The sequence below is a fragment of the Pedobacter sandarakinus genome (assembly GCF_026240095.1).
Lineage (GTDB): Bacteria > Bacteroidota > Bacteroidia > Sphingobacteriales > Sphingobacteriaceae > Pedobacter > Pedobacter sandarakinus.
In genome coordinates this window covers 348,614-366,747 of the sequence record NZ_JAPIVG010000001.1, presented here as the reverse complement: position 1 = coordinate 366,747, position 18,134 = coordinate 348,614, and the positions used below count along the sequence as shown (strand labels likewise).

Sequence of the window (18,134 nt, the reverse complement as noted above, 5' to 3'; positions counted from 1 at the left end):
ATCAATATGAATAACCTAAAATCGATAACCTATAATTGTAAGCAAGCCACATTTTTAATAGAAAAAAAGCAGCTCACAACCCTCTCCTTGAAGGAAAGAGTAGAGTTAAGTTTTCACCTGACCGGATGTGCTGTATGTAGGTTGTATCAGCGCCAAAGTATCTTTATCACCAGGCTAACCAAAGATATTTTTAGCAGCACTGCGCAAAAAAATGATGTACTTACTGATGATTTTAAAGCGAAACTACAGGAAACAATTGAGCATGAGTTAGATAAAAAATAAAAGTGTTAAAAATTCATCATTTGTTGTAAGGTATATGCAGTAAGGCCTACCAAGAAGGAAAAACACCAAACATTAAATCCTTACAGCAAATGAAAAAATCTATTCTGCTATTACTCCTGATTGCTACAACGTCTATTGGTGGAGTATTCGCTCAAAACGCCAGCGAGCGAAAAAAAGAATTTAACATTGATAAATCTGCGTTGGCCATCGAAGGTTATGATCCTGTAGCCTATTTTACTACACAGAAAGCTACTGAAGGCAAAAGTGATATCACCCTGATTAATGATGGGATCACTTATCGTTTTGCCAACAACCAAAACAAAGCACTTTTTAAAGCTAATCCCGAAAAATACGAACCACAATACGGTGGTTGGTGTGCCTATGCGATGGGCGATACCGGAGAAAAAGTGGAGATAGACCCAGAAACTTTTAAAATTGTGGATGGTAAACTTTACCTCTTCTACAATAAATTCTTTAACAATACCAAAAAAACCTGGAATAAGGACGAGAAAAACCTGAAAACCAAGGCTGATGCCAGTTGGGCTAAATTCTTAAAGTAACTAAAATCTAAAACTTATTAAAACCAATATTATGAAACGAACATTAATCGTTGCCGCACTCTCTTTGTTTATTTTATTTAGTGCCAGTGCACAGCAATCGGAGATTTTTGCCCCAGGAGGCAAAGCCATTAGAGGGTTTGATCCGGTAGCATTTTTTACCCAGGCTAAAGCTTTAAAAGGTGTAGATACCCTTTCTTATCAATGGAAAGATGTAACCTGGCTTTTTGCAAGTGCCGAAAACATGGCTATGTTCAAAGCCGATCCAGAGAAATTCGCACCACAGTATGGCGGCTATTGCGCATATGGCTGCTCCAATAATTATAAAGCCCCTACCCAGGCCGATACCTGGACTGTTGTAGATGATAAGCTTTATTTCAATTATAATGTTAAGGTAAAAGAGATGTGGACAAAAGAACAAACGGAGCGTATTAAAGCTGCAGATGAAAAATGGCCTATTATCAAAAATAAAGGGTAATGAGAGGCCTCTTTTTTTTCCTGTTCACGCTAATAGGGTCGGTGCTATACGCACAAGATAGTCCAAAAATTACCGCCAATACTGGTGTCGGCATCATTAGTTTTCCGGGTCAACATTCCTCCGTACTTCAATCATCGGTTACATTTAATTCGGGTTTGCAGCTTCAGCTAAAAAAGAATTGGTTTATACAGGGTGATGCCAACTTAAATTCTATTGGCTACAATCAGCTAATACGTGAAAATTCGACTGAATTTTTGTTTAAGGATGCCAACAGCGGTTTGTTTCAACTTAGTTTAAGTGGCGGATATTCGTTTAAAATTTCACCTTCTAAATTAAGTCTTTCCTTATATGCAGGGCCAGGATTTCAGCGCTTTAGCGAACCTAAGGTAACTAACGATATTGCCGCTAGGGTAACCACCCAGCAGAAAATTTTTAGAAATAGTGTTTTCGGTAAAGCAGGAAGCAGGCTCAACTATAAAACAAATTCAGCTTTTCTGCAGCACATTTATTTGGAAGCAACTTATTTTACCTCGTCATTGCAGGTGCAACAGTACCGCTTGCAAGGTTTTACATATTGTATTGGCACTAGGTTCAGCTTAATGTAGGCTTCATTACAACTTTATAGTCATTAATTCTAAACAAGATCAAAATGAAAAATATAATCTTTTTATCAATGATGATGTTCCTTTTTATGAGTTGCAAAAAGGAAAATACCCCTACAGTTGCTCTAAACGAAAAGGTAGACGCAACTGCAGTTGTAAAAACTATGGGTAATTTTACAAACGGACCGTATGGTAATGTTACCGGCACGGCTAGAGTATATATGGTTGGCGATGGATTTCAACTTGCTTTTGAAAATTTCTCCAGCAGTAATGGCCCTGATTTAAAAGTTTACCTCAGTAAAGAAATCAATCCAGTAAGCTTTATTAATTTGGGAGAGCTAAAATCAGTTAGTGGGAACCAACTGTATGCAATACCTGCAGGAACAATGCCTAAAGACTATAAATATGCTTTGGTTTATTGCCAGCGATTTAGTCATCTGTTTGGTTACGCAACATTAGAGCTATAAACCAATTGAGACGCCTGAATATTTGCTGAGCTTACCTATCAAGGCATCTTGCAATACCGTAATTTCCCAGGGGAATATGATTAAGCCTTTTCCCTGCTTTGATTTTCGATACAAAATGTACAATGCATGGTTATGAGCACTGAGAGACGAACTAGGAATTGCCCTCTTAGGTAAATCCTAGTTCCTTCAATTGTACCCAGCAGATTTTTTTTTCCAAATGTTGTTTAAAGAATGGCATTTTTTTCTATTTCTGCTGCTAATCTTACCTGTCGAAGTTTTCTGTAAATAGACCATCCGCTAAAAACATAAATTAGCGTAATAACAAGATATACCCAAAATGGAATATTTTTGCCAGAAATTACCATATATAAATAGGGTAGGCTATAACCCAAGGCCGATAGTAAGAGCGATAACAGTATTGGACGCTTATTTTTTAGCCTTTTTACTGCCATTGAGATGAATATTAAAAAAAGGAATTTACTCAACAGGTAGAGAGTGGCGAACAACCACGGGTCTAACCTGTGAAGAATAGCTTGATTATTTATATAGCTTACTGTTACGTTAAAATAATGCTCCATATGTCCTTTTCTATCCAGGGTGCCAATTTGCTAGTAGATACGTTGTAATAATTCATTGAAAGATTTTCTCGTTAGTCGGGGTATATAAGAAAACCTTACAGCGAATTAGAACTAATATCATTTATCTCAAAAAGGTGAAGATCAAAGGATAAAATAATCCATGCCATGCCAATTTCCATCGCTGAAATTTTAGTTTTGTTTCAGCAAGTTGTGTATAGTCAATTACATTACGGTGTCAAAGGTGCTTCTGTCTGAGGTTAGCTTCATAGATTTTATCATGTTTCTTACCATCTAAATTCATTCAATATTTCATCATCAGTACCTCTAATTTTGCTGGGTTTGGGAAGTAATGATGATAACTATCTCACCTGAAAAGTAGGGGCAGGTTTTGTTTGCCTTGTCACGAACGGTTATTACTGCATAAACTTCGATTACAGCATATTCGCTAACCAGATTTGACGTGTGTTGGGAATCATCTATTCCGTCTTCGGCTAGTACGGTGATGGATTTAGGGTTTAGGCCATGGTTTTCTATTAGTTGAATCCAAAACTAATTTCAATCTGCCGAGACCTGGAAACGCTAGGCAATCGCATTATAAGTTGCTTTGCTGTTTACAAATAGGTATGCAGCTCAAGATGCGTAAACCATACATCCAGCAGGTGTTAACTTACCGCTGTTGCTCACGAACCAATTCCTGTCTTATAAATGTTTCGGTATGTAAGTTGGTTTAGGTTGGTATGTACTTTTCTGATTTTATCTTTTTAGGCATACTAGTTTAATAATTCTGATATTTGCGAATTAAAATTTCTCCTAATGAAACCCTATTTGCAACTTTTCGATTTCTCGAAGAAGATAGATTATAAAACAGAGATCCTTGCTGGTTTAACTGTTGCCATGACGATGATTCCAGAATCGTTATCCTTTGCCATTCTAGCCGGCTTTCCGCCACTTACGGGTTTGTATGCCGCATTTATCATGGGCTTGGTAACGGCAGTACTTGGTGGCAGGCCAGGTTTGGTATCTGGCGGTGCCGGGGCTACTGTTATAGTACTTATAGCCTTAATGAAGAGTAATGGCATAGAATATGTTTTCGCCGCGGTTGCTTTGGCAGGGCTTATACAAATTATAGTTGGGCTTTTTAAACTCGGTAAATTTGTACGTTTAGTTCCGCAACCAGTGATGTTCGGTTTCGTAAATGGCCTGGCGGTAATCATATTTATGTCGCAGATGGAGCAATTTAAAACCGTAGTAAACGGCGACGTAACCTGGTTAAGCGGGGCGGCTCTATATACTATGCTGTTTTTGGTAGCACTTACTATTTCAATTGTGGTTTTTTTCCCCAAATTAAGCAAAGCAATTCCATCATCTTTGGTGGCCATCATAGTTGTTTTTTTGGTGGTTTTTATTACTGGAATAGACACTAAGTTGGTTAAAAATATAGCTTCCGTAAGCGGAGGATTCCCACCTTTCCATATTCCGCAGATACCTTTGAATTTAGAAACACTAAAAATCATTTTTCCTTACGGATTAATTATGGCTGGTGTAGGTTTAACTGAAGGTTTACTTACTTTGAACCTGGTTGATGAAATTACCGATACCAAGGGAAATGGTAATCGGGAAAGCATAGCACAAGGCATCGCCAATATAACAAATGGGTTTTTTACAGGTATGGGCGGATGTCCGATGATTGCCCAAACGCTGGTTAACCTTTCCGCAGGTGCCAGGGCCCGTCTTTCTGGGATTGTTGCTGCGTTAACTATTTTGATCATCATACTCGTTGGAGCTCCTGTTATTGAAAGGGTACCAATGGCAGCGCTGGTAGGGGTCATGATGATGGTAGCTATTGGCACCTTCGAATGGATGAGCTTTAGGGTAATTAACAAAATGCCCAGGCAAGATATTTTTATTGGTATTCTGGTTGCTATAATTACGGTATGGTTGCACAATTTGGCATTGGCAGTGTTAGTTGGCGTAATTATATCTGCCCTAGTGTTTGCTTGGGAAAGTGCGAAACGAATTCGGGCAAAGAAGTATACCACTGCTGATGGTGCAAAATATTATGAAATTTATGGGCCACTGTTCTTTGCATCTGTTACGGCATTTAATGAGAAGTTTGACATTGCAGGGGATCCTGATATTGTAATTGTCGATTTCAAGGATAGTAGGGTTTATGATATGTCTGGCATAGATGCCCTGCATAAGATAACAGACCGCTACTATGCGCAACATAAAAAGCTATACCTTAAAAATTTGAGTGCCGATTGTAAACGTCTCCTTAAAAATGCCGACAAGATAATACAGGTGAATGTTATCGATGACAATATTTGATCGTGATATCACGAATTTTGTCCTGTAAACGAGCTCTCGATTGAAACAGTAAAAACTAACGTTTATACCAGATTTTATTGGGGAAAATTTCATCTGCCCAAACCACTTCTTATTATTATTAATAACGCTCTTTTAGACTGTTGACAAAAATCAACAGACCCTCATAACGGTTTCGTCTGTTTTCCCTTTGTTTCGAATAATTTCCATGAATTTATTATGAATTTCTAATAAATTGACCTTCCGATGATAAAATCATTCGCCGCTAAATGAGCATTGTATCGACCAAATATTAAATATTAAATGTTAAAATGACATTTATGTTAATGATATGATAATGATACCCTTATTTCAATAAAAATATGCTAAAAATGATATTTTCTTGTTAAAACGATTTAGTATATTTAGATTTGAATAAACCAAATATAAAATTCATGATAACTAACTCTACTAACCAAACTAACTACCACCAAACCTTCGATTCACTTACTATAATTCAGGCGAAATAAGGTTCTAAAAATCATTTTTTTATCATTTAAAAGATCCATTAACTATGCGATACTTAAGGGTGTGTTATGTGCTTTTTGCATCATTAACGTTAAACGTTTTAGTAAGCTATGCGAAGAACACAAACAGCACAGCGCTAAACGGCAGACATTTTCTTTACCAGGATACTACCAAGATTAAAATCGGCGAGAAAGATTCTACAAGGAAAGATAGTCTGGAGAAAATTAAGCAAAAAACTATCTACAATAAGCTATCTGGCGGAGTTGCGAAAAGTACGCCAGAACTTTCTTTATTTCCAGCTATCTCATTACAGCAGAATTTAAAAGGTAATTTTGCAGGCCTATATGTTCAGGAGCCGTCAGGCGAACCAGGCACAATTCAAAATATGTTTTTAAGGGGTGTAGCGATGCCTCTCCTTTCAAAAAAGGATGTGTATGCTTCGCAGCCGTTGGTAGTGTTAGATGGGATTCCATTAATTGGAGAGCACCCATTCGCATTCGATATTCAGCAGTATGATTTTAATAGAATTGGCCCTGCAACCAATTTGCTTACCAGCATCGACATTAATAACATAGCGTCAGTAGAAGTATTAAGCGATTTTGCTGCAACTGCAACTTATGGCCCAAGAGGTGTAAACGGTGTAATTGTACTTAAATCGAAATCTCCAGATGGCATCGCCAGAAGAATAAGCTTCGATTCTTACATCGGGATGGTTCAGAAGCCAACTGTAAACACCATTAACGGTAGGTATGAAAACGAATTCAGACAGCGCTTTTATGATATATATACCTCTAATGGAAGGTATTCTGATGACGAAGTATATCCGGTATATTTAAGTGACTCATTAAATAATGTATATAGTGGTAAATCAGACTGGACAGATTTATATTACAGAAATGCATTGGTTTATGGTGTTAACGTTGGTTTGTTAGGTGGTTCAGACCGGGCCAATTTCAGGTTTGCTCTAGGTAATACGAAAAGCGAAGGTGTGGCTGATGGAACCGGCTTAGACCGTTACAGTGCCACTTTCAATATTAATATGAAACCTGTAAAATGGTTGCTTTTCTCTGCCATGATTAATGGTAACAGGTTAAATAGAACACGAAACCGCACATTAAGGGATCGCTATACACAGGTGAACTATTTTCCAGATTTAAGTGCCCCGCTTGCGCCTAACAAAGATTATTACGCTAGCTACCTTGACCAACATAGTAAAGGCTTTGATGATAACAAAACCAACAGTATCCAAGGTTACGCCAAATTGCAGGCTAATATTGGTAAGATAGAAGTTAGCTCATCATTTAATGTAGATTACAATGAGGGCTATCGTGATGTTTTCTACGCCAGAACCTTAATGCAGGGAACAAGTTATGCTTCAAACTATTATGGTTTTAATCAAAGGTTATTATTAGATAATAAGGCCAGCTATAATTTAAACATTGCTTCTACACACGATTTCCATTTCGAGCTTGGGCAATCGATGATGTGGGATTTATATAAGTATAGCAATGCATATGCATACAAAGGCGTAAACGATTATATCAAGATTAATTTGCTAGATTCTGATCCTAAAAAGGATGGTGCGGATAACCCGAATTATCTTAATCCAGTTGCATTCCCTAAAGAATTAACTTATCGCTTCCTAGATAAAACAGTTGATAATCTTTTATCATTCTATGGAAAAGTAAATTATTCTTTTCAGGATAAGTATTTTTTATCAGCAATTATGCGCTTAGATGGATCATCGAACTCTCAGATAACAAAGAGATGGTTCTACTCTCCAACAGTTTCTGCAGCCTGGAACTTAAAAAATGAATTTTTAAGAGATGAAACCAGTATCAATGATTTAGTTTTTAGAGTTAGTGCGGGAAGAATTGGGCGCACATTTACTTACGATAGCTATGCTCAAGGTCCACAATATACCGCATCGGTAGGTTATACAGGTAACTTAACGGTTCCTGGTTATAATGCTTTTGGTGTACTTACTCGTCCTTATAGTTTTGGTTGGGTTGGTTATGATATTCCTTGGTCGTATGCTGATCAATTAAATATTGGTGCTGATGTAGCCATGCTTAACAATCGTTTGCATGTGGCAGTAGATTTCTACACTAAAGCAGAGAAAAACCAGTTATTGGGCATACCATCGTATGCAGAATATGGATATAAACAAGCTATCGAAAGTGGCATGGCATTAACCAATACAGGTGTTGATTTGACAGTGAGCGCACAAGTGATTTCAAAAAGCAAATTCTCTTGGAATACCGCACTAAATCTTAATCATAATCAAAATAACCTTACCGCGCTACCAAGAGGATTAAACGAAATTGTAATTGGAAACAGGTTCTTTAAGGTAGGATCACCGGTAGATCAATATTGGCTGCTTGAAAATGAGGGAATTTATACTGCAGATAGCCAGGTTCCAGTAGTGAATGGTCAACCGATAAAGTACAATGGCACGGCGCTTAAGGCGGGAGATCCACGATGGAAAGATCAAAATGGCGATAATATTATTGATGAAAAGGATAAAGTATTAAAAGGACATTCTATGCCTGTTTTAGCTGGCGGTTTTAACAACGCTTTTAAATACGGAAACTGGAGTTTAAATACGAATCTATATTTCAATATCGGAAGGAAGTTAATTAATCAGGAAATGGCCAATCGTTTCGATTTTATTAACAGAGAAGGTAACACAGACATTACCTCTATTAAGGAAATCACTTTCTGGGAGAAACGTGGCGACTATTCCAAATACCCGCTTTACAATCCTTGGAGTACCGTAATTCCTTATCGTGTTGATCAGGATCTGTTTCTAGAAAATGCATCATTTCTTAAACTTCGTTCAGTTTCGGTAGGATATGATTTGGGCGCTTTCCTTAAGAAGAAAAATATGAAAGTGAATAAGCTTTTTGTATATGCATCAGCAAATAATGTATTTGTTATCACACCATATACTGGTCAGGATCCAGAATTGGTAAGCTACGATGGTTACGATACTGGTTACGGCCAGCCAATACCAAGAACTTATACTTTAGGAGTTAAAATGGAATTATAATATGGAAAGAAGAGATTATAAAACATCAACGACGATGAAAAATTTAATATACCTTATTTTACTCTCGGTAGTGTGCTCAACAGGTTGTAATAAATCTATAGATGCAGATTCTGTTCGGGTTGTGGGCGAAAAGAACATGTGGAATACCGTAGAGGATGCCAGAGCTGGAATTTTAGGTGTTTACGCTTTAACAAGATCTGCCTTATCTGATAACAACGGACATTGGATTTACGGAGACGTAAGGCCGGGCGAATTCTCTAGTCCGAAGAGACAGGATTTAAAAGCCGTTTTAAGCAATAACCTTAATGCATCTTATCCGGTTCTAGAATCATTATCAGACTGGACACGCTTTTATGCAATCGTTAATGGTGCTAATGTTTTCTTGGAAAATGTTGGCCATGTTAAGCAAACGGATAAAAGATATTCAGATAACAACATGACTGTCGACATGGCGCAAGCCAGGTTTTTAAGAGCCTTCGCTTACTTTTACATGGTGCGTATCTGGGGAGATGTACCATTCATAACTACTGCAAGTGAGGGGACCTTTGAAAATAAACCTCGGGAAAGCCAAGCGAAAATATTGGCTTGGGCAGAAACTGAAATGTTAAAGGCAGCAACAGATTTACCTTTCGTATACAGCGGTGGCGATATTCAACAGCCGGGAGATTATTACAATGCAGATAATACCCGTTGGGGCGGAGCTCTTGCCACTAAAGTAACTGCATATGGCGTGCTTGCCCATCTAGCTGCTTGGAATGGAGATTATTCTAACGTAGCCAAGTATGCGAAATTTGTTGAAGATAATTTCGGAAGAAGTAGAGGCGGTTACACAGGTGTACAAGATCTTAGCAACTCAAACGGCTTCTTTTATAATAAGAACAACCGTCAGATGTTCGGTTTCAACTCAGATTACGGCCACATTGATGGTTCCGTAACTGGCCATTTAGAAGAATTAACCCTGGCAGAACCCCTTACAACAAAAGCAATTCCAGATATTTATCTAACTAAAGATTCGATATTAAAATATTTTACCCTGCCTAACGATGAACGCTTCGCCATAGATACGTTAGGAGAATCGAAGTTCGAAAGGTATTTCACTAACCTAAATGGAAAATATCCAATTTTTAGTAAGATTAAGGTTATTCAAGGTGGTGGTAACGATCCTAATTTCAGGTATTTCACCAGTGCACTCATCTTTACAAGACTGGAAGATATCGTGCTCTTGAGAGCAGAGGCTTTATCGGTTTTGGGTGATCAGATTGGTGCATTAACAGAGTTGAATAATGTTGTTACCAGGAGGATTACCACAGGTACTGAATCTCCATACAAAACAACCGATGACGTGCTTAAAATTATTTTTGAAGAGCGACACAGGGAATTATTAGGAGAAGGGCAAAGGTGGTACGACTTGATTCGTTTTAACAAGATAAGACAAAATGATGCCAAGTTTATGCAGCTGATCAATAACGGTGGGATCTATTGGCCAATCTCAAGAAGACTGCTATCTCAAAATAATTTATTAACTCAAAATTCTTACTGGCGATAATAAATAGACATATGAAAAGGTATTTAAAATCTATTAGCGGAGTAACAGTGCTATTGTTATTCGCTATTGTTTATCAAGGATGTAAAAAAAATGGTGGCTATTATAACGAAGAAAATGATGCTAAGCCATTTACCGGAAATACTTACGAGTATTTAAAAAGCAAGCCTGGTGTTTACGATTCATTATTGGCTACTATCGACAGAATGGGGCTGAAAAGTACATTAACTGATAGTAATGTTACCCTGTTTGCAGTAACTAACCCAAGTTTTCAACTTGCATTGCGCAACCTTAACACACTGCGTAAACAGACCGATAAAGATCCGTTGTTTCTAGCGAATATAGATGGTGTGCAACTAGACACCATGACCTCTTACTATATTATAAGAGGTGTTAAACCTACCGATTCTTTGAAACTGCAGGATGGTGCAAACCTTACAAGTGTAAAAGTTGGGTATCCGATGCATGCCAAAGCAATTAGAAGTTCAGCATCTGGCGAAGTTGGTGCCGGACCAGAATATATAGAGTTTAGCAACACCAAGAAGAGCAAGTTTATCAGAAATTGGGCAACAACCACAACTGCATCAAATAACATTAAAACTAAAAATGGTATGGTTCACGTTGTTGCACCAGATCATGTGTTTGGTTTCGATGGCTTCGTTACCAGGTTAACCTTTGTTCCACCTCCACCAAATTTAATGGTAACCGTAGGTGGTACATTTTCATCCAATAGAGAAAATGGTGGCGGGATAACCAGTGGAGAAAGTTCTAAAAAAGTAATTGATGGAGATGATCATACTAAGTTTTTAGCCGATTTGGGCGGTTTCTTAACGATGCAGTTTATGCTAAAAACACCAGAAGTATCATCAGTTTATACACTAATATCTGCAAATGATGCGCCAGAACGTGATCCAAAAGCTTGGACCTACGAAGCATCACAAGACGGTATTAACTGGACAGAGTTACACCGTGTGAGCAATTTCTTCTTCGAGCAAAGATATCAGCAAAAAGTGTTTAGATGTTCAAATACCGTGGCTTACAAATATTACAGGATTAACATTACCGAGCTAAGAAACGGTTCTCTTTTCCAATTGGCAGAATGGACAATCAATAAATCGAAATAAGCATGTATTACATTAAAAATAAACCAAATAAACTAACTAAAGCACAGTTTAAAAAAGAACTGATCTTTGTTTTACTTGCAATAGCACTCTTCTCTGGATGTAAAAAGATTTTTGATTTACCGACAGAAAAAGACTACTTAAGCAACAATGTTAATTTTAGCAATAAAGTGCTGGAACCCATTATCGGAAGAAACACACTTATCGGGGGCTTCAATGCAGATAACTCTACTGCTCCATTCATCTTCGAAGTTGTAAATGCCAGATATGGAGATGGTAGACCAGTTACAGATGTATTTCAGAAAGTACCAACGTATGTCTGGACTGCACCATACACAGGGCTAGAAACATCTTTGGCAGAAATCGAAGCCAAACGGAAGTTGGAACAGCATTCGCTTTTCGAAATCCGTTCATCAGGACAGTTTGTGTTTTGGGGTTCCTCTACCAATCAGCTTATTACCCCAAGGCCAACAGACAGTACTAATTTTGCGCAGGATACCCGTTTTTTCGATGTAAAAATCAAAAATACCGGTGGCGAAAGACTTGTTAGAGATTTTCAAATTAGGCCTTACAGAGAGAGACCTTACGAGCCATCTAACGACTTTAATGCATTTACAGGCTTACCTGCTCCCGATCCAAAATTTCCTCTTGATAAAAAGTTAAGAGATTACATCCGTCCGTTTTTAAATAATGTAATCGGCGCTAACTCTAATAAAAACTTAGTAAGCAATAACGATTTGAAAGATGCGGTGGTGTATATCAGGCCATTTACAGGCGGCAATGGCCATTCGCTAAGAATTAAGGTGTTAAATAAAGATTCAGTAGCCATTAACCCAGCTTTTTTTAATGAAACTGTTTGGGAGAAAATGATCCATGGGTTTAATGTTCAGAAAACAACAGAATATGTTCAGTACGATGTAGCTTATCCAATTCCTTTAGTAGAGGTGCCAACATTTTACGCTACAGGTGGTACACGTGCTAAGGTAAATATCAGCTATTCGCGTGGTGCTTTCGGTGGTGGACGTACCATTGCGAGTTTCGGTGTCGACTTCGCAATTTATAAAGCTGGAGATTGGGAAATCGTTTTCCATTTCAAAACAGACAATCCAAAGTTCGCAAGCGAATAGGAATTATTTAGAGCTAATTTATATGAAAAGAAATATACTTTTTTACGTCACTTTAATAGCCTTTATGCTATTTGGCGTGAGTGCTTATTCACAACAAAAATCTATAATTGTGAGTGGTACCGTAGTTGATAAAGAATCAAATCAAGGTGTGCCGGGTGTTTCTGTAATACTTGAAGAAGGCAATAAAGGTTTAACGCAAACCAATGGCCGCGGACAGTTTTCTGTAAATGCACCAATTGGCGGAACCTTATTGTTTAAGTTTTTGGGTTATAACACTCAAAGGGTGAAAGTTACTGGAGCTACAAACATCAGCGTTACAATTACCGAAAATAAAAAGGAACTTGATGATGTGGTAATTGTTGCTTATCAAAAAAGATCAAAGCAAACCACAACGGGTTCTTCGGTTTCAATTACTGCCGATGATATCAAAGATATACCGGTATCTAACCCAGAACAACTATTACAAGGTAAAGTGCCAGGATTAAATATCCAAAACAACACTGGTGCACCAGGTTTTAGGGGTTCGGTTCAGGTGCGTGGTCTATCCAGCTTAAGCATTACTGGTAGCGGTAACGAATCTTTCTTACAGCCTACCTCTCCATTATACATTATTGATGGTGTGCCACTAGATGCAGATAAAGCTGCTGAGTTTGGTTTCCAAACACAAGGGCCTGGCGTTAGTCCGCTTTCGTTAATCCCTGTTGAGGATATTCAGGATATTCAAATTTTGAAAGATGCGCAGGCAACATCTATGTATGGATCCAGAGGTGCCTATGGGGTAATCATCATTACTACAAAACGCGGTAACTCTAAAGTGCCACGTATTAGATATACCACAAATGCATTCGTAAATACGCCACCAAAATTACGCGAAACCTTAGGTGGAAATTCAGAGCGCCAGCTTAAAATTCAGCAGATTGTTGTGAACGCACAGAATGTTAACGATTTAAGAAGAATTACCAATACTTCTTTTTTAGCTGATAGTTTAAATGCTTATTGGAATAACTCAACAGACTGGCAAGATGTATTTTTTCAAACTACTTATAACCAAAGCCATAACCTAGCCTTAGATGGTGGAAACCCAACTTTTAATTATAAAGCCAACCTTGGTTATTTTACAGAGAAAGGTGTAATTAAAAATACTGGTTATGATAGATATAACCTGAATATGAACATGGAGTTTAAACCAAATGACAAGTTCAGGTTTTTCGGATTTATTAACGGATCTGTCGGAAAGCAAAACAAGGGCGACGGACTTGGTTTCCTTCAGTCTGGAGTTGCAGAAAATGGTCAGGCATCAAGCTTGCTACCGGCACCATCATTTTACCAGGCAACCGGGGGCGTTTTATCTGCTCTGCAAACTTTAAATAACAACAATTCCAGAAACATAAGAGCAAACGTTGAGGCCCGTTATGAATTTATACCAGGTTTAGCCGCTACCTCTACCGTAAGTTACGATTATACATCAGATACAGAGTCTACATTTACTCCGGCTGCAGCAAATGGTCAGTTTGCCCGGTTATACGATTATGTTGGAAGAAATTATCAGTTATACAATCGTAACGGGATTACTTACGCTAAAACCTTCGGCGAAAAACACAACGTATTCATCAATACCTTCAACGAGATTTATAAGCAGGGTGCACAAGCAGGCATAAGCAGGCAGGCACGTTTACCAAACGATCAATTACAAGGTCCGGTTGGTTCTGATGCATTCAACTCTAGAGGAGGTGGTGTTTTAAGCAATTATAGAAACGCAACCATTGCATCTTTCGCAGGTTCACTTTCTTATGATTTTGATAAAAAATATGTCGCAGAATTTTCATACAGATTGGATGGTACTTCGAGTAGTGGTTTAGAAAATCCGTATTCAAAAAACCCATCTGTTGGTTTAAGGTGGAACTTCAATAAAGAAAATTGGTTAACAGACAAAAAGTGGCTTTCATACGGAAGTTTGAGGTTAACTTGGGGACAGAATATCGTACCAACAGGAAACCTACAAAGTATCTACGGTATCTACGGTCTGAATGGCAACTTTAACAATAATACAACTATTGGTATCAATTATGATTTAATTCCGAATCCGAACTTGAAACCAACAACCACCAGCCAATATAACTTGGGTTTAGATTTGGGTTTCTTCAACGACCGTCTCTCGGTTAATTTTGATACCTATTTCAAAAAGGTTGACAATTTACTCTTCGATAGGTTCTTATCAAATACTACTGGATTTAATAAGCTGGCAAGTAATGATTTAGGCATCGCTAACTATGGTACGGAGTTATTGGTAACTGTTCGCCCGGTAAAAAGCAAAGATTTCGATTTAACGCTTTCTGTGAATGGTGCTGTTAACAGAGATGTTTTGCTAAAATTACCGGCAGAATATAATGGGCAATTTATCAAGTTTGATAACTCATCATACCTGCAACACATTGTTTATCGTGTTGGTCGCAATACCTTATCTAACTACCTAAGAATTAACCAGGGTGTTTATAGTACTGATGCAGATGTGCCAGTAGATCCGGTTACGGGTAGAAGATACCAGTCTAACGGTGTATTTTTCTTGGGTGGAGATCCAATAATCAAAGATGTTAATGGCGATTATGTTTTAGATGGCCGAGATTATGAAGTTACAGGAAACTCACAGCCATTGTTTACAGGTGGTTTATCTGCCAACATCAGGTATAAAAACTGGGGTTTAAATGTTTATGGAACCTTTACAGCTGATAGAACTGTCTTAAACAACGCATTGGCAGATCGGATTGGTATTATGCGTGATCCTTTCTCACTAAAATCTGTTGTTCCATTAAATGATTTAGATATCTGGAGAGCACCAGGCGACAACGCTAAATACCCATATCCATATGATTATAAACGTTTCGACCAGATCCAACCATTAAGGGCTGATCAAACTTTATGGGCAGAAAGCGGAAGTTACCTGAAAATCAGTAACGTGACGGTTTCTTACATGTTCAATAAAAAGCTAATTAGCAGAATCGGATTAAATAACCTTAGAGTATACGCCTCAACAAATAACCTGATTACGTTCTCTAATTACAGCGGACCAAACCCAGAAAACGTAACCACATTAGGTAGAGACATTTCAACAGGCTACCCTGTGCCACGTACTTACAATATTGGTCTTAACCTCGAATTAAACACTGGCAACTAAAAAATATAGTTATGAAAAAAAGTATCATTTATACGCTAATAGTAGCAGCAGCTTTTTGCTTGCCAGCATGTAAAAAGTTTTTGGAAGTGCAGCCATTGGATAAATTGACTGGTAACAATTTTTTCCAATCAAAGGAAGATGTCTCTGCCAACATTTATGATTTATCCAGAATCGTTTTCGGGAAGTTTAACGAAACGCACTACATTGGCGCCACTGGCGAATACCGTTCTGGGGAAGTGCTATACGAAAGTCAATCAGACAATGCACCAGCTAGAGCATTTGTAGAAAGCTTAGGAAGAAATGACATCCTCGGACTCCTTAACGGTAGTCAACCTTGGTCTACGGGCATCAATTACAATTTCGGTAGGATTACCGATTGGACGGGTTACTACCGGGCAATACAGGGCGCTAATATTCTCATCGCAAAATTAGATGAGGGAATTCCAGGGGTAACAGAAACAGAAAAAAATGCTTTCAAAGGAGAGGCAGCATTTATTCGTTCACTTTGCTATTTCCTTATGGTACGCCTATATGGAAATGTGGTATACTACACAGATGCTTTCCATTCAACAGCATTACCTCGGGAAAACTTTGTATCGGTTTTGAACAAGTGTATTGCTGATTTAAAAACCCATAAAAACAATGTTCCATGGACTTACTCAGATCCGTCAATTAAGGGGGTTAGAGCTGGGAGAGGTAGTATTGTTGCTTTAATGATGGAGATGAATATGTGGAATGCAGGCTTCGATCAGGCCAATGCAAACAAATATTACCAGGAAACTGCCAGTTTGGGAGATGAATTGGTTGCAAGTGGTGCTTTCAGGTTATTGCCTATCTCAGAGTGGTCAACGGTTATCAAAGGCCGGTCAGAGGAAAGTTTGTTTGAGTTTTACCGCAGTATTAATTATGGCGACGCCAACACTAACCTGGCCCCTGTAGCCGATATGTTCTTACATTATCCGTACAAACGCCCGGAATATACACACCGCGTAAGTTTTGCATATTATAGGGGTGAGTATATGCAGAAGCTATTTCAAGATGGTGGTGATAAGCGTATTACCACCTGGTTTAACGAAGATATTTTTGCTGATAACGGTAAATTTATGATGCTAAAGTTTGCACAGAATTCTTTTGCCACCGGCGAGGAAGATGCAAATCCAGATAATACTTTTATGATTTTTAGGTATGGAGGTGAGATCTTACTTGCTGCCGAAGCCAGGGCGGCTTTGGATCAGGATGCCGAAGCAATAAAGTTATTGAATATGGTAAGAGATCGTGCCCAGGCATCAAAATATTCTGGTGGCGGTGGAAGTGCCTTGAAAGATTTCATCTTCTATGAAAGATCAAGAGAACTTATTGGTGAAGGTCACCATTATTTCGACTTGGTAAGAACCAAAAGAATTTTGAGCAACCAATGGTCTTACAATGTATTAACTGCAGATAAATTTAACCGTGGTGCATGGACCTGGCCTATTAATGGTAGCGCCTTAAACAATAATCCATTTATGGTATTAAACGAGTATTGGGTAAACGGCGGAAACTAACGTAAAAAAGAAAATGAAAAAGATAATAATTACATGTATTGCATTTTTGATGGTGTTAAGCGCCTGTAAGCGCGATGAATACTATGAGGATGGTGGCAAAGCAGACCCGAATTACCCTGGTAACATGTACCAGTATTTGCAGGCAAAGAAAGTTCCGTTTGATACTGTTGCACAGATTGTAAAGCTTGCAGGCATGGAAGCACAGTTTAGCAAAGAAGATTTTACGTTTTTTGCTTTTGATGATGACGTGGTTAAGAGAACAATTGGAGATATTCATTCATTCGATCAAAACCGTTCTCCACGTGGTCCATCAATCAATCAGATGCTTTATTTATCAGGTAAAGATACCATCAAAACTTTAGATCAGGTTGATCCTGCTATCTGGAGGAAGTATCTGCAACGTTACATGTTTAAGGGCATCAATCGCTTAAAAGATTATCCACAGATAGATTTAGCCCTTAAAAGCATCTACCCGGGAGCACTGTATTACGATTATAACAATACCGTAGCCAACATTGGCGTAAATTTCAACGATGCAAATGGTGTAAGGTATATTGGCTACAGGCAATTAGTAATTTCCTATATTCCTGATATATCAAAACCAAATGATAATTGGTCATCAAATTTCATTTCTTCATCTGATGTGAAGCCTACAAACGGAGTAGTGCATACCCTAAATTATAGCGGTTACTACCTTGGTTTCAATTTAGGTGAGTTATTCAACGATATCTATACTAGTGGTTTAAGATCAAGCAGTTCAAAATAAGTATTTGTAAAGG

Annotated in this window: 14 protein-coding genes; 13 read left to right on the top strand and 1 reads right to left on the bottom strand. The window is 38.1% G+C overall.

Going from position 1 to position 18,134, the window contains the following annotated elements:
* The first annotated feature begins 6 nt into the window (after nucleotides 1–6).
* The 5 genes from OQ268_RS01450 (at nucleotide 7) to OQ268_RS01430 (ending at nucleotide 2,386) form a co-directional block, all read left to right on the top strand.
* Nucleotides 7–282: a hypothetical protein gene (locus OQ268_RS01450; RefSeq protein ID WP_265854281.1), complete on the top strand. Its 276-nt coding sequence runs from the start codon at nucleotides 7–9 to the stop codon at nucleotides 280–282.
* 89 nt (nucleotides 283–371) lie between these two features.
* Entirely contained in the window at nucleotides 372–842 is a 471-nt protein-coding gene (locus OQ268_RS01445) for a YHS domain-containing (seleno)protein (RefSeq protein WP_265854280.1), read from the top strand.
* A 31-nt stretch (nucleotides 843–873) separates the two neighbouring features.
* Nucleotides 874–1,317, top strand: a complete 444-nt coding sequence (locus OQ268_RS01440) for a YHS domain-containing (seleno)protein (protein WP_265854279.1) — start codon at nucleotides 874–876, stop codon at nucleotides 1,315–1,317.
* Nucleotides 1,317–1,922 carry an outer membrane beta-barrel protein gene (locus tag OQ268_RS01435; protein ID WP_265854278.1) on the top strand — a complete coding sequence of 202 codons (606 nt, stop codon included), beginning with the start codon at nucleotides 1,317–1,319 and terminating at the stop codon, nucleotides 1,920–1,922. Before OQ268_RS01440 ends, OQ268_RS01435 begins: the two co-directional genes overlap by 1 nt.
* A 44-nt stretch (nucleotides 1,923–1,966) precedes the next feature.
* Entirely contained in the window at nucleotides 1,967–2,386 is a 420-nt protein-coding gene (locus OQ268_RS01430) for a DM13 domain-containing protein (protein ID WP_265854277.1), read from the top strand.
* Between the two features lie 224 nt (nucleotides 2,387–2,610).
* Here OQ268_RS01430 and OQ268_RS01425 read toward each other — a convergent pair whose 3' ends face one another.
* Nucleotides 2,611–2,838 carry a hypothetical protein gene (locus OQ268_RS01425; protein ID WP_265854276.1) on the bottom strand — a complete coding sequence of 76 codons (228 nt, stop codon included), beginning with the start codon at nucleotides 2,836–2,838 and terminating at the stop codon, nucleotides 2,611–2,613.
* 939 nt (nucleotides 2,839–3,777) lie between these two features.
* On the opposite strand from OQ268_RS01425, the gene OQ268_RS01420 reads away from it, so the two are divergent.
* The 8 genes from OQ268_RS01420 to OQ268_RS01385 all read left to right on the top strand — a co-directional run bounded on the left by OQ268_RS01420 (nucleotide 3,778) and on the right by OQ268_RS01385 (nucleotide 18,121).
* Nucleotides 3,778–5,292 carry a SulP family inorganic anion transporter gene (locus OQ268_RS01420; protein ID WP_265854275.1) on the top strand — a complete coding sequence of 505 codons (1,515 nt, stop codon included), beginning with the start codon at nucleotides 3,778–3,780 and terminating at the stop codon, nucleotides 5,290–5,292.
* Nucleotides 5,293–5,842: 550 nt separating this feature from the next.
* Nucleotides 5,843–8,848, top strand: coding sequence for a SusC/RagA family TonB-linked outer membrane protein (locus OQ268_RS01415; protein ID WP_265854274.1), 3,006 nt, complete (start codon nucleotides 5,843–5,845; stop codon nucleotides 8,846–8,848).
* Nucleotides 8,849–8,882: 34 nt separating this feature from the next.
* Nucleotides 8,883–10,394 carry a RagB/SusD family nutrient uptake outer membrane protein gene (locus OQ268_RS01410; protein ID WP_265854273.1) on the top strand — a complete coding sequence of 504 codons (1,512 nt, stop codon included), beginning with the start codon at nucleotides 8,883–8,885 and terminating at the stop codon, nucleotides 10,392–10,394.
* 11 nt (nucleotides 10,395–10,405) lie between these two features.
* Nucleotides 10,406–11,515, top strand: a complete 1,110-nt coding sequence (locus OQ268_RS01405) for a fasciclin domain-containing protein (protein ID WP_265854272.1) — start codon at nucleotides 10,406–10,408, stop codon at nucleotides 11,513–11,515.
* Nucleotides 11,516–11,517: 2 nt separating this feature from the next.
* Nucleotides 11,518–12,639, top strand: coding sequence for a DUF5007 domain-containing protein (locus OQ268_RS01400; RefSeq protein ID WP_265854271.1), 1,122 nt, complete (start codon nucleotides 11,518–11,520; stop codon nucleotides 12,637–12,639).
* 22 nt (nucleotides 12,640–12,661) lie between these two features.
* Nucleotides 12,662–15,811, top strand: a complete 3,150-nt coding sequence (locus OQ268_RS01395; protein ID WP_265854270.1) for a SusC/RagA family TonB-linked outer membrane protein — start codon at nucleotides 12,662–12,664, stop codon at nucleotides 15,809–15,811.
* Nucleotides 15,812–15,822: 11 nt separating this feature from the next.
* A complete protein-coding gene (locus tag OQ268_RS01390; RefSeq protein ID WP_265854269.1) occupies nucleotides 15,823–17,355 on the top strand; it encodes a RagB/SusD family nutrient uptake outer membrane protein in 1,533 nt (510 codons plus the stop codon).
* Nucleotides 17,356–17,368: 13 nt separating this feature from the next.
* On the top strand, nucleotides 17,369–18,121 hold the full coding sequence (locus OQ268_RS01385; RefSeq protein WP_265854268.1) for a hypothetical protein: 753 nt from the start codon (nucleotides 17,369–17,371) through the stop codon (nucleotides 18,119–18,121).
* Nucleotides 18,122–18,134 lie beyond the last annotated feature (13 nt).

Bases quoted from the DNA above. Each gene is read 5' to 3' on its own strand.
- OQ268_RS01420 (WP_265854275.1), top strand. From the start codon at position 3,778: ATGAAACCCTATTTGCAACTTTTCGATTTCTCGAAGAAGATAGATTAT.
- OQ268_RS01450 (WP_265854281.1), top strand. From the start codon at position 7: ATGAATAACCTAAAATCGATAACCTATAATTGTAAGCAAGCCACATTT.
- OQ268_RS01425 (WP_265854276.1), bottom strand. From the start codon at position 2,838: ATGGCAGTAAAAAGGCTAAAAAATAAGCGTCCAATACTGTTATCGCTC.
- OQ268_RS01445 (WP_265854280.1), top strand. From the start codon at position 372: ATGAAAAAATCTATTCTGCTATTACTCCTGATTGCTACAACGTCTATT.
- OQ268_RS01415 (WP_265854274.1), top strand. From the start codon at position 5,843: ATGCGATACTTAAGGGTGTGTTATGTGCTTTTTGCATCATTAACGTTA.
- OQ268_RS01410 (WP_265854273.1), top strand. From the start codon at position 8,883: ATGAAAAATTTAATATACCTTATTTTACTCTCGGTAGTGTGCTCAACA.
- OQ268_RS01430 (WP_265854277.1), top strand. From the start codon at position 1,967: ATGAAAAATATAATCTTTTTATCAATGATGATGTTCCTTTTTATGAGT.
- OQ268_RS01395 (WP_265854270.1), top strand. From the start codon at position 12,662: ATGAAAAGAAATATACTTTTTTACGTCACTTTAATAGCCTTTATGCTA.
- OQ268_RS01390 (WP_265854269.1), top strand. From the start codon at position 15,823: ATGAAAAAAAGTATCATTTATACGCTAATAGTAGCAGCAGCTTTTTGC.
- OQ268_RS01440 (WP_265854279.1), top strand. From the start codon at position 874: ATGAAACGAACATTAATCGTTGCCGCACTCTCTTTGTTTATTTTATTT.
- OQ268_RS01435 (WP_265854278.1), top strand. From the start codon at position 1,317: ATGAGAGGCCTCTTTTTTTTCCTGTTCACGCTAATAGGGTCGGTGCTA.
- OQ268_RS01385 (WP_265854268.1), top strand. From the start codon at position 17,369: ATGAAAAAGATAATAATTACATGTATTGCATTTTTGATGGTGTTAAGC.
- OQ268_RS01400 (WP_265854271.1), top strand. From the start codon at position 11,518: ATGTATTACATTAAAAATAAACCAAATAAACTAACTAAAGCACAGTTT.
- OQ268_RS01405 (WP_265854272.1), top strand. From the start codon at position 10,406: ATGAAAAGGTATTTAAAATCTATTAGCGGAGTAACAGTGCTATTGTTA.